This is a genomic window from Bdellovibrionales bacterium (assembly GCA_016716765.1).
Lineage (GTDB): Bacteria > Bdellovibrionota > Bdellovibrionia > Bdellovibrionales > UBA1609 > JADJVA01.
Genome location: JADJVA010000020.1, coordinates 978,041 through 990,017, shown reverse-complemented (window position 1 = coordinate 990,017; position 11,977 = coordinate 978,041). Strand labels below are relative to the sequence as shown.

Below are 11,977 nucleotides of genomic sequence, written 5' to 3'. Positions count from 1 at the left end.
TATTCTTAACGATTTTTTCGCCATATTTAGAACAAACCTGAAATTAATAATTTGGTCTTACTCAATAACCCCTAAAATAAGTTGAGTAAGAACTAGGCAACGATAAATTAAAATTACCATACCCACCTAAATATGAGGAGCCACCAGAGTAACCCATGTAAGAGGACCTGTTGTTCATCCTGCCCATCCAACCCATTGGCATAATATTTGTGCTGCCGTAGCTGGAGTACGGTGACATCCCTCCAATTCCGCCACCGTAACCGCCCATCATGGACGACATTCCGCCCAAGCCCATCATATTCATTCCGCCACTGTAACCGCCCATCATGGACGACATTCCGCCCAAGCCCATCATATTCATTCCGCCACCATAACCGCCCATCATGGACGACATTCCGCCCAAGCCCATCATATTCATTCCGCCACCATAACCGCCCATCATGGACGACATTCCGCCCAAGCCCATCATATTCATTCCGCCACCATAACCGCCCATCATGGACGACATTCCGCCCATGCCCATCATATTCATTCCGCCACCATAACCGCCCATCATGGACGACATTCCGCCCATGCCCATCATATTCATTCCGCCACCATAGCCACCCATCATGGACGACATTCCGCCCATGCCCATAGCGTTCATTCCGCCATTAGCTCTGCCCATATTCATGCCACCCATCATGCCTCGATCTCCTCCAGCTTCTCTGCGAGGGCGCTTTGGCATATCCTCATCGAAATTTTCATCCATATCTTCATCTCGTGGTGGGCGTCGGCCACCAGCAAATTTCCTTTCTAAATCATCTCTGCCGCCAGGAGGCCCCTTGGAAAGATCGGGCATTTTTGAGAGAGTTTCGTTCTGCTTATTAACAACGTTCTTTAGCGCCTGAACTTGAGCTTGTAGCTTTTCAAATTGACCACTTTGCGATTGGCACTCAGTACATTTGCCTGCCTCTGTTTTCGCAAGACTTGGATCGAAATAATTTTTGAGAATTGTGACTTTGGCAGATTGAATTTTAATTTTTGAACATTCTGACTTAGCCGTTTTTAACTCAAGTTTGGACGTAAACTTGCCTTGCAGTTGTCTGTCCTTAGATAATTCATCAAATGAAATACATTCCGCTGAAGAATTTTTGGCTTGGCATTTTTTTTGATTGTCTTTCAAACAGGCGAAGGCATCTTGGGTTAGCTCACTTATTGCGAATGAGACCTTGTCCTCATCCGCACAGGTCATCCTTATAGATATTTTTTCTTTGCATGCTTTTGGAATTTTTCCATCAAGTCGCAGATAATCATTGTTTTCACCACGCAATGGCTTTAATTCAGAAATGACGGCGGAAGGATCTATCTTTGTCGCTGAAGTCTTTTGAGTGTCACCAAGATTTTGATTTGTCCTGCTCGGAAGTCTGGGTATACCTGACGAAGGCGGAGTTACTCCACATTCCTTGAAGACACTTTCCATTTTTTCTCTCGAAGGCCGACTCCCTTCATCGCCAGGCTTTCCCATCTTGGTTTCTAAACAGGTTTTTTGAGTGTTAGAAAGTTGAGGGCCACCTCTCATGCCTCCAGGCGGAAAGTCGCCCGCTGCCCAAGCGGCAGATCCAAGTGCCAGCACAGTTATTAATAAAGATTTCTGAATCATTGTATTAGGGCTCATATATTCATCTCGCTTCCGAATTTCATTTAGTTTCAGAGGAATTGTTATTTCACTGCACTCGACGCCTGTCTTTCAGTTGTTGGCGTTATCCAATTTTCTGGGTTTTGTTTTAGGAACTCTCTAATCTGATCTCTTTTCGTCTCATCGGATGTCGCTTGAAATAGGATACTCATAGATTCTCGGATTGCTGATTTTTCATCATCATTAGTTGCTGCTGCGAATCGTTCGCTTAGTGAATCAAAATTAAGAGATTGGTCGCGCGAAAATACAGGTCGTTTTGGCGGTTGAACTCCGCAAGATTTAAATGCGGCTTCCATTTTTTCTCTCGAAGGACGGCTGCCTCGGTCGCCAGGCTTACCGATTTTTCCTTCAAGACAGGTTTTTTGCTGATCTGTAAATTGACGCCCCCTCAATCTGCCGCCAGGAGGAACTTGTGGTGCTTGTACTTCGCAGGCGTTGAAAGCCGCTTCCATTTGCTCTCTAGATGGGCGGCTGCCTTCACCTGGTTTGCCGATTTCGCCTTCTAGGCAACTGCGCTGTTCTGAGGTTAGATTTAGTTCTGGGCGGGGGGATTCTGCGTGAGCGCAAACCACTCCAATTAGAAGGCTTGCGACAAAGGGTGTTTTTATTTTCATATTTTTCTCCAATAGTACGTATTAGTTCGAGCACATTTTAGTTCGCTCCCTTATGTACAGCATCGAGCATAAACTGTGAGCAATTGTGGAAAAAACCGACTTTCTAACTAAATATTTTTATAGAAAAATGACTTTAACGAAATAGGCTTGCTTTTGAGTCATGATGACCTAAAGACATTCAATGACTGGTCATTCATGGCCTTTACGGCTTGCGTAAACTCCGAAGATTAGAATTATGTGGCATGGCAATCTGGGTAGAAGAACTATCTCAATTTGATACGATTACAATTTACTGACACGTCATAGTTTGACCGTATGTAGACGAGTTCATGCTTGTCATCGTTACGCCGGAACAATTATTGTAATTAGTTGATGTTGGGTTGCAGTAATACTGACCGGCCGGATAATAATATCCACCTACATACCCGCCAGAATAATAATAGAATCCAGCGCACACACCATTTGTTGTTGTGGAGGAGTTACTCGCGCAATAACTATTTGCGACGGCAACACCATTCGACAGACAATAATAGCCTGTCGAATTTGAGCAATAGCTGTTTGCAACTGAAGAACCAGTACTCGTGTAGCACTGATACGTCGATGTACTGCTGGAGCAATTAGTGTTTGATACGGTCGTTCCACCATTTGTTTGAATACAGTAGTATCCAGTGGTATTTGCACAGGAGCTATTGGTCACTGCCGTCCCAGATGTTGAATAACATTGGAATGCTGTAGTGGTTCCTGTGTTTGAGGTGCTACTAGAGCGATCTTTGCCACAGCCAACTTGAAAAATTGCGATTGAGATGCTTATGATATATTTTAATAAGATATTTTTTCTTTTCATAGTAATCGAATATCAAAGCAAGCGAAGTACCAAAAGTGGTGACAGAGATTAAGTAGCGAGATTACGTTGGTTTTTGAAGATCATGGAATGACTATGTAATCCTTCATGATTGTCAAGTGTTACAAAAATGAGCCCATAAATGTCATTTCTATCAGGAAAATTGCAATAAGATGCGCCTTTCGAATTGCGATAGGCAAGCTTGGCCAAAACCTCAATTCTCGTTGCTTTCCACAATATGAATAGAAGTACCAAGATTTGACAGTCACACGGGTTTTATCAGGGCCTTCAGCCTCCAGTTTAACAATTGTCTTCATGACCTCAGGCCAAGTAGGGGCCATTGGGTGACGAGCCATCTTTTCATTTTTGTCGCAGAAATGTTGGGTATAGACAAGTTGATGGGGTTTAACAATTTCTAGATAGTTTGCTTTTCCGTATATCTTTGTGTCTCCGGCGCCTGTCATGCAATAAAAGGCACTTCCACCAGGTTTAATGTCAGCTTTTAAATAATCTATTCTAGAACCAGCTGGCCCCATCCAAAGACCAAGGTGCTTTGGGTCGGTCCACAATTCAAACATCAAGTTTAATGGAGCATCAAAAGTTTGATTGATCACAAAAACATCTTGATTTGTAGATTCCATTTCTAAGAATTCAGCAAGCCGGTCCCAAGTCGAATTTCCTCCAGCTTTTTTGATAAATTTCTTGGTTTCAGATGCGGCTTCAGCTGTAGCTAGGGCCATAGTCATTTCCATTCTGGTTTTGCCTTTAAGATCAATAAAATTGACAGTCACACGAAACAGGGGCGGCTGATCATCGTTCCCACCATGATCATAAACCATACGAGAATATTTTTCGACTTCAAGATATTTTGTCTTGTTGGGATAGTCGACCCCATCCGGTCCATGCATTGTGTAGTTCCAATGGCCGCCTGTTCGCACGTCTTTACTATGGCTGGTCAGAGTAAACCCGCGCGGCCCCCACCATTGAGCCACTTGTTTGGGGTCAACCCAAGCCTCCCAGACCATCTTAAGTGGAGCATCATAAATGCGTTCGATATAGAGTTCATTTGGTTTATTTTTTGCGGCCATTTCTATTTCCCCTCTTCTTCCCTGTTAATTTCTTTAAATAAGTATCAAGTCTGTCGAAACTTTCTTCCCAAAATATTCTATAGTTACCAATCCAATCTGCGGCGTCTTTAAGTGCCTCGGCTTTTATACGGCACGGGCGCCATTGAGCCTCTTTACTTCTGGAAATAAGCCCGGCCTTTTCGAGGACTTTAAGATGTTTGGTTATTGCCGGAGCGGAAATATCAAATGGCTTGGAGAGCTCTTGCACAGTACTTTCGCCTCTGGACAATTGAGCTAATATTGCTCTACGAGTAGGATCTGAGAGAGCCATAAAAGTCAGATTTAATTTATCCTCGCCTTGCCTCATAATTACCTTATCGGTTAATTAGCCAATAAGTTAATTATAAAGGAGAAAGAGAATTTGTCAATCGTGTCAAATTGAGATGGCTTTGTGTCTGTCAATGGCCTTCCTTTCCTCCCACCTTAAGGGATCACAACTCAAACCAATCAACACACATCACTGCTAGCGTCTCTGATGGCGAATCCCTAATCACTTCTCGGCAATTGAGCACAGCGCTTTTTAGCAACTCCTGAATACGATCAATATCGGCCCGAGAGAGACAGTGGACACCGGAGTAGTGCAGGCCCTCCCCGCCCCCTTCCTGAAAATACTGGATCACTTTTTGTCTCCAGATGGCGTGACCCGAATTGCCATGGTCGGAACCAGCCGGCAGGTGCACACCCTTTGAAACAGCTATAAATCCCTCACTTTCAGAATTCACAAGTCCCATATCCCGCAGTTCCTTGATGACTCTCCCGACCCTTGATTCAGAAAGATTCAAAAGTTTTGCAACTTCACTGGGAGACTGAACTTTGATCATACAAGCAACGTGGACTCCTGCGTAAATCCAACTTGAATAATATTTGATCGCATTTTCTTGTGAAACTGCTGATTCGCCCTTAAGCGCACTCCGCAGTTTGCGGCTTTCGCGGCTAAGCTCCGTCAGCTTGCGCTGGATCCACCTCTTGAGCAAGGGCGTTGCTGCCCGCTCCAGATCGACAAGCAACAGAAAGGGTCCGTTTCATCATCAGTGAGATGCAAGTAATCAGCGATCCCAGCAGCTTGGTCCGGGGTGAGTTGAACTTCATCGGCCAATACCCGGGTGAGCCAGGACGGACTACACCCTGCAGCTCGTGCCAGCTGAAGCCGGGGTCCCTTTGATTTTTCATGGGCAATCCATTCCTGAAGAATCGCATGGTAAGTTTTGTGTCTAAAGATCTGCATAACTCGTCTGCATTACTATTTAATATTTTATCAAATTTAGCCTTCATATTTTGATAACATGGTAATTGAGTTCTCACAAGAATTGGTCGAAAACAAGTGAAGAAAGAGGGGAACCAAAAATGAAAAAACTAATTCTGTCAGTTTTCATCCTTACTTCAATGAAGGGCATAGCCCATGCGGGCGGTGGGTCTAGTATCGGTCCGGCCAATCCGGCTGCGGTCAATTGCATTCAACTAGGCGGCGCCTTGGAGTCTGTCGTTACGCCAGAGGGAGAAAACGCCAACTGCGTGATCGAGCAATGGACACTCTTCCATGCTATGTTGGAGCGGGGGCTAGTCAAGGACCACAATTACGGCCCAGGCGGGATGCCCAACCCGGCAGCAGTTAATTGCCTCGATATCGCAGGCACTCTCAGGATGATCGAGACGCCTGAAGGAACAGCTGGCTACTGCGTAGTAAACCAGTGGGCGCTCTTTCGCGTCATCGATGTTGTCACCCGGCCCTAAACCTGCTGATTTCCGCAATGGCTAGAGGGGCGGAGCGGCGAAACCATTCACCGTTCACCATTTGCTAGTTGCCAGTTGCTGTCGGACTTTCCAAATAAGTCCGACAGAGTCTCGCCTGGGTGATTGAGTGAGAACAGAGGAGTCTGCTTTTAGAAATATTGATTTTTTCTCCAGCTTTTTTGAATTGCTCTTTTGCTGTCCGAGTGTTTAATCCTCCTGTTCATTACATCAATGTTCGTGTTTTCGGGAGGGACGAAATCATGTGGGAGTTTTGGTTTTTGTTGGTCGCGGCAGTCATCGGGGGAACACCGGCTTTTGCAACCAAGTCACGTCTCGAGGCTCTGAGTCAAGATTCGATGGGCTCCTTCTTTATCAAAGACGAGCGCAATATCTTTTTGAATCCGGCGTATGTTCATAAGATCGATCGACGGATCAATCTCGAGTGGGGCAATGACGGAGGGGCCAGTAAAACCGATACCGTTACTGCACCGAAAGCAGAAGGCGGATGGTTTGAAAATGAGGGTTCTTTTCCATACACAATCTATCTCGGTAACGAGGATAATGAATCCATTTACTTTCGAAATCTGGCCGGCTCTGCCGCTTCGGGTACGTTCCTGATGCCTGATAACACTCTTGATTTTACTTGGGGAATGGGGTCGGAAACGACCAATCGCTGGGGCCTTGGAGCGACTCTTTCAAAAAACAAAGATGAAGCCACCGTCGCAAGTGTAGAAAAATCAGAGACCTTTGTTGGTTTCCGTGCGGGTGTTCTTTTGGGTGAAAATTGGGAGTTTTACGGTCATCTGGCTTTGGTTGATGAAGCAGAAGGGGCGGCGGTTGATGACGATGACTACAAAGGCAAGTTGGGATTGAAGGCAGGTGCGATCTATAATCTCGACAAATACCGAATCTGGGGGCAAATCCGCAAAAAGGATTCTGGGTATGAAGTCGCCGGCGGCACGAGTCAGGACTTAAGCGCACTTGAGTTGACCGTGGGCGCGAGTCATACGGAGGAATTGAGCAACCGCCATGCGTTTCTGATGTGCTTCGCGCAACTGGAGCGTGAGTCTTTGGAACAAGGGGAATCCGTCAAGCGTAAGCGTGAAACCACTCAACTGTTGGTTGGTTTTGGTGTTGAAGGCCAAGTGAAAAGATGGTTGTCGCTGCGTGGTTCGGTCACTCAAGGGGTGCTTCTCAATGATGAAACGAATAAGACGACGGGAATTCCGTCCACCACCAACTCGATTGAGGATTCCGCGACTGTTGCGGGCGGTATGTCCGTGCTACTCAATGGCTTCCGTCTCGACGGCAGTTTCACGACAGCCGGTGGGACATTGAATGCCGGTAACCTCATGTCTCGCGTTGCGATGGCCTACACTTATTAACAGGGTGGATTTTAGATGATGCGAGTGATTTGTTATTTTATCTGCGGGGCCTTTTTGCCGATGCCAGTGGCTTGGGCGACGAAGTCGCGGCTGGAAGCTCTAGGACAAAATTCATCGGGTTCATTCTATATTCAGGATGAACGCAACATTTTTCTCAATCCCGCTTATATTCATAATCTAGATCGGCGTCTCAGCTTTGAGTGGGGTGTCAGCGGCACAGCAAACAAAGAAGACACCGTCGCGACCCCCAAGGGGGAGGGCGGCTGGTGGGATGGCAAGGCCAGCATCCCCTTTGCGATTTACTTAGGCAACGAGAACGAAGAAGCCATTTTTGTACGAAACATTCTGAGCACTTCGCTTTTAAAGCCTGACAATACCATCGATGTGACTTGGGGAACCAATGTTGGTGCGGCCAATCGTTTTGGGTTTGGATTTAATTATTCCAAAAACGTCGATGAAACTACCGGTGGAATTGATCGTTCTGAGACCTTCGCCGGAGTGCGTGCGGGAGCCTATATCGGCGATAACCTCGAATTCTTTGGAATCTTACACCTGTTTGACGAAGCCGATGGAGCAGCGGCCGACGGCGACGACTACAAAGGTGAAATGGGATTGCAACTCAATGCCATCTATAAAGGGGAGCACTATCGTTTTTATGGGAGTCTGTTCAAAAAGGGTGCGGAATACACGCCGGACGCCAGTTCGACGAGCACCGATTTTGGATCTCTTCTTTTGATGGCGGGAGTGGCTCATGTTGAGGAATTTGGCAAGCGGTCGATGATCTTTTATTTCTCTGAACTCCGTAGCATGAATATGGAGATGGGTTCAGGGGCAGCGACCCAGAACACGGACATCTTAGATCTTAAGCTTGGATTAGGGGCGGAAGGGCAAGTCGCGAAATGGTTGAGTTTACGTGGCTCCGCTACGCAGGCGACTCTGCTCAATCAATACAAAGTCAAGGTAACGGGTTCCTCGTCTGTGGACAGGTCCAATCCCGACACCACTTCGGTGGCCTGTGGTATGACTCTTCACTTTAGCGGGTTCAAACTCGACGGAAGTTTTGGAACTTCCGGTGGCACTCTGACTGGTGGAAATATCATGTCTCGCGTGGCCATGAGTTACGTCTATTAGACGCGTTCTCTTGGATTCATAAAAACTGGCGGCTTCAAACGCTGCAGAATATGCGTCTTGCACGTAATACTGATGTGCACCTTTCAATGGTTGTAACTTTGAGCGAAGATGATATCAAATCACTGCAGAGACGTATTTCAGAATTTATAGAGGAGGTCTCACAGAAAATTAAAAAGTCTCCTGAGGAATCTCTTGTGGCGTTTGGAATAGATTTCTTTGAAGTTGTCTAAAACCCAACGTTTTTGGACTGCAAATTGACAAATTGGTGCGGCCAGCTTGAGTCGTTTAGAACTGCGTGTGCAGGTTTCTAAATATCGCACCCATTTCTCCTGACTGGCCGACTTATATAAGGGTTTAGAAGGTCTTACTAATGGAGTTTGTTTTCGTAAGAAAAACGACATCGAGATCAAAATTCATAAAACTCGTTTGAATACTTTCCGATGATTCGAACAGAATTCCAGCGAAATGAGGGTTTCTTCTAAACATATATCTTGACATTCTCAGCTAAAAATTATCCGCGACAAGGGCGGCAGATACTATTGTTTTTTCTTGAAATTTGATCTACACGCGTCGTCTACTCATAAACCTCTTTGCGATGACCGATTTTGATAATCGTGACTTTAATCATTTTGTTTTCAATCAAGTAGATGACACGATAATCTTGAATACGAATTCGATAGAGGGATTCAGCACCCTTCATCTTTTTTATTTGAAGTAGTTCTGTGTATGGATTTAATGAAATAAGCTGAATTGCATCTATTATCTTCCGCTGGATTTTTTGCGGCAACCCCTGGAGTTCTTTAGCTGCACTCTTTTTAAAAACGACTTCGTAAACCTTAGAACTCATTTTTTGAGCTTCTTCAGTACCGCAGTCAGAGAATTTCTTCTTCGTTCTTTCGTTCGTCATAGCTAGCAAGATCAATTTCATCTTCGAGTTGCTCACGAATAGCATTCTCAACAACACTTTGAATTTTAAGCCCTCGCTTTTACAAAATGCAGCCAAAGCTTTTTTAAGATCAGAATCAATACTTGTAGAAAGAGTTGCCTGTTTTTCCATATCTTTATTATCCATGAAAAACCTTGGAAAAACAAGTTTTCAGCAATGACCCAGACTATATTGGCCTAAGTCTTTAAATTTAATGGATTTTACAAAAATTTCAAAATGAGAATTGGCGCACCCTCCAGGACTCGAACCTGGAACCCTGTGATCCGAAGTCACATACTCTATCCAATTGAGCTAAGGGTGCGTGGACTAAAAATCTTCTTGGTTATAGCTTCAATAGCGTCAAGTGCCAAGAATTTGAAGAGGGATTAAGTAATATTTACGGAATTTTTGAGTTCACTCATCGTAAAGAGCGCAGAGAGGATGAGCCCTGATTCCGTTAGGGATTCTGGCTGCTGGCCTGTTCCACGGTGAATGACACAGATAACATGGTGAATAATTGCTCCGGAACCTCGCAAATCCTTAGTTGAGAGAACGATCTGTCCACCTGTTGTAACAACGTCCTCTACGACACAAACATGTTTTCCCTTAATCTCGGAGCCTTCGGCAAAGAGACAGGTCCCATAATCTTTGGCTTCCTTTCGGACGAAAACGATGGGCAAGCCCGTTTCGAGGGAGAGGGCTGTGGCAATAGGTATACCACCCATCTCTAAACCAGCCAGCACTTCGGTCTCGGGTGGGATCATAGGGACAAGGTGGCTGGCAATTGCCTTGAGCAGGCGCGGTTGAGATTCAAAGCGATACTTATCAAAATACTCTTTTGAAAGCTGTCCAGATCGCAATTTAAAGTTGCCGGTGAGGTAAGCTACTCTGTAGATTTCTGCGGCAAGTTCCATTTTGGGAATTTGAGTCATGAGACCTCCTTGAGAATGAATGAAAAGTGAGTGAGTGACTGATTATCAGCAATGGGGTTGGTTTAGGAAGTCTGTTTTTCAATCCAAGAAAGGAATTTGGAGTGCCCATCCTGTATGGGGAGAGCAACGATGCAAGGACACTCATGGGGATGAAGTTCCAAAACCTTCTTTTCAAGATCCTGATAGCGTGAAGCTTCCGTCTTAATGATCAGCAGAGTTTCAGATTCTTCGCATAAATTCCCCTGCCATTCATAGACGGATTTCATCTCCGGAAGAATATTGGCGCAGGCACCGAGTTTTTCATTGATAGCTGCTTTCGCAATCTCCAGGGCGATTTGCTCGCTTGGAGTGGTGACATAAACGAAGATCAATCTGGTTTGGCTCACTTTACTGGCCATGCCTTCTGTTGCTTGCGGTCACGCCAAAGCTCTCTGGCATATTGTCTCATGTCGGTAACAGAGTCCAATTCATCGACGATTTCGACCCCAAGAAGAGTCTCGACCGCATCCTCGAGACTCACCAGTCCGCTCGTTGTTCCGTAGTCATCCACGACCAGAAAGATGTGCTCACGGCGCTTGATGAATTGATCAAGTGCTGCCGCAACGGAGACACCCTCTGGAATCGTGTGGATGGGACTCATGAGTTTTTCAATAGTTACGCTGTCATGATCATGGGAAGCTGCTTCCATGAGCTTGTAACGATGAGTCATTCCGATGATGTTATCTAGGTTTTCGTTGTAAATCGGAATTCGGGAAAACCGCAGAGGGAGGTGTTCTGACATAACTTCCCCCACCGTCTTTCCTTCCTCAAATGCGAAGATAACTGATCGAGGGGTCATAATGTCGGAAACTTTTACCTTATCGAGCATGAGAAGGTTGCGAATCACGTGGCTTTCTTTGGGATGCAAAGTTCCTTCATTGGCTCCCATTTCTGCCGTCATGATCATTTCCTCTCGGGTCATGCGATGGGCGGGCCTTCTCCCAAGCAATCCCCGAAGGCCTTCAGACAAGAGCACAAAAGGATAGGTGACAATGATCAGGGCTCGAATGGTATAACTACACATGGGCGCAAGGGTTTTCCAGTACATAGTGCCCATTGTCTTTGGGATTATCTCCGAAAAAATAAGAATCACCAAAGTCAGGATTACTGAGCCCACGGCGACGAACTCATTCCCATAAAGACTATGGATCTCGACCCCCACTGCGGCCGCACCAACAGTATTTGCAACGGTGTTGGCAGTGAGAATGGCCGCTAATGGTCGGTCGATTTGAGACTTTAGTTCCTGGAGAATTTGGCCACTGCGACGGCCCTTCTTTGCCGCAATCATCATATAAGCAGGAGAGACCGATAAAATAACCGATTCCATGAGAGAACAGGCAAAGGAAATCGACACGGAGAAAAATATGTAAATGACTAAGAGGCTCATCCTTTTAGGGCCTCAGAAACTCCCACAAATATTTGAGCAAAAATTTTCCTAGACTGACCATTATCCATTGAGAGAAAAAATCATCCTTATTTTAGGAACAACACCGTTCCGACCACAGATATCGAATCTTGCCAGATTCCTTTAAAAAGCACAACAAACTCAATGAACAGATCTGGGATTATATCGA

13 protein-coding genes and 1 tRNA gene are annotated in these 11,977 nt (G+C 45.4%); 3 read left to right on the top strand and 11 right to left on the bottom strand.

Annotation, left to right across the window (positions count from 1 at the left end):
- Positions 1–61: 61 nt before the first annotated feature.
- The 6 genes from IPL83_13390 to IPL83_13365 form a co-directional block, all read right to left on the bottom strand.
- Positions 62–1,642: a hypothetical protein gene (locus IPL83_13390; protein ID MBK9040135.1), complete on the bottom strand. Its 1,581-nt coding sequence runs from the start codon at positions 1,640–1,642 to the stop codon at positions 62–64.
- Positions 1,643–1,701: 59 nt separating this feature from the next.
- Positions 1,702–2,292: a hypothetical protein gene (locus IPL83_13385; protein ID MBK9040134.1), complete on the bottom strand. Its 591-nt coding sequence runs from the start codon at positions 2,290–2,292 to the stop codon at positions 1,702–1,704.
- Positions 2,293–3,255: 963 nt separating this feature from the next.
- On the bottom strand, positions 3,256–4,221 hold the full coding sequence (locus tag IPL83_13380; GenBank protein ID MBK9040133.1) for an SRPBCC domain-containing protein: 966 nt from the start codon (positions 4,219–4,221) through the stop codon (positions 3,256–3,258).
- Positions 4,205–4,567, bottom strand: coding sequence for a winged helix-turn-helix transcriptional regulator (locus IPL83_13375; protein MBK9040132.1), 363 nt, complete (start codon positions 4,565–4,567; stop codon positions 4,205–4,207). The genes IPL83_13380 and IPL83_13375 overlap by 17 nt, the downstream gene beginning before the upstream one ends.
- 124 nt (positions 4,568–4,691) lie before the next feature.
- The gene (locus IPL83_13370; protein MBK9040131.1) at positions 4,692–5,234 is read right to left on the bottom strand and encodes a DUF4423 domain-containing protein; all 543 of its coding nucleotides are present in this window, start codon (positions 5,232–5,234) and stop codon (positions 4,692–4,694) included.
- Positions 5,204–5,485, bottom strand: a complete 282-nt coding sequence (locus IPL83_13365) for a helix-turn-helix transcriptional regulator (GenBank protein ID MBK9040130.1) — start codon at positions 5,483–5,485, stop codon at positions 5,204–5,206. Before IPL83_13365 ends, IPL83_13370 begins: the two co-directional genes overlap by 31 nt.
- A 65-nt stretch (positions 5,486–5,550) precedes the next feature.
- Between IPL83_13365 and IPL83_13360 the strand changes: the two genes are divergently transcribed.
- The 3 genes from IPL83_13360 (at position 5,551) to IPL83_13350 (ending at position 8,507) form a co-directional block, all read left to right on the top strand.
- On the top strand, positions 5,551–5,991 hold the full coding sequence (locus IPL83_13360; protein ID MBK9040129.1) for a DUF333 domain-containing protein: 441 nt from the start codon (positions 5,551–5,553) through the stop codon (positions 5,989–5,991).
- Positions 5,992–6,251: 260 nt separating this feature from the next.
- Positions 6,252–7,376, top strand: a complete 1,125-nt coding sequence (locus tag IPL83_13355) for a hypothetical protein (protein MBK9040128.1) — start codon at positions 6,252–6,254, stop codon at positions 7,374–7,376.
- A 15-nt stretch (positions 7,377–7,391) separates the two neighbouring features.
- Positions 7,392–8,507, top strand: coding sequence for a hypothetical protein (locus IPL83_13350; protein ID MBK9040127.1), 1,116 nt, complete (start codon positions 7,392–7,394; stop codon positions 8,505–8,507).
- Positions 8,508–9,081: 574 nt separating this feature from the next.
- On the opposite strand, the gene IPL83_13345 is transcribed toward IPL83_13350, so the two are convergent.
- The 5 genes from IPL83_13345 to IPL83_13325 all read right to left on the bottom strand — a co-directional run bounded on the left by IPL83_13345 (position 9,082) and on the right by IPL83_13325 (position 11,790).
- The gene (locus IPL83_13345) at positions 9,082–9,354 is read right to left on the bottom strand and encodes a type II toxin-antitoxin system RelE/ParE family toxin (GenBank protein MBK9040126.1); all 273 of its coding nucleotides are present in this window, start codon (positions 9,352–9,354) and stop codon (positions 9,082–9,084) included.
- A gap of 323 nt (positions 9,355–9,677) precedes the next feature.
- Positions 9,678–9,754, bottom strand: a tRNA-Arg gene (locus IPL83_13340).
- 64 nt (positions 9,755–9,818) lie between these two features.
- A complete protein-coding gene (pyrE, locus tag IPL83_13335; GenBank protein ID MBK9040125.1) occupies positions 9,819–10,355 on the bottom strand; it encodes an orotate phosphoribosyltransferase in 537 nt (178 codons plus the stop codon).
- A 71-nt stretch (positions 10,356–10,426) separates the two neighbouring features.
- On the bottom strand, positions 10,427–10,762 hold the full coding sequence (locus IPL83_13330; GenBank protein MBK9040124.1) for a divalent-cation tolerance protein CutA: 336 nt from the start codon (positions 10,760–10,762) through the stop codon (positions 10,427–10,429).
- Positions 10,747–11,790 carry an HlyC/CorC family transporter gene (locus IPL83_13325; GenBank protein ID MBK9040123.1) on the bottom strand — a complete coding sequence of 348 codons (1,044 nt, stop codon included), beginning with the start codon at positions 11,788–11,790 and terminating at the stop codon, positions 10,747–10,749. Before IPL83_13325 ends, IPL83_13330 begins: the two co-directional genes overlap by 16 nt.
- Between the last annotated feature and the right edge of the window lie 187 nt (positions 11,791–11,977).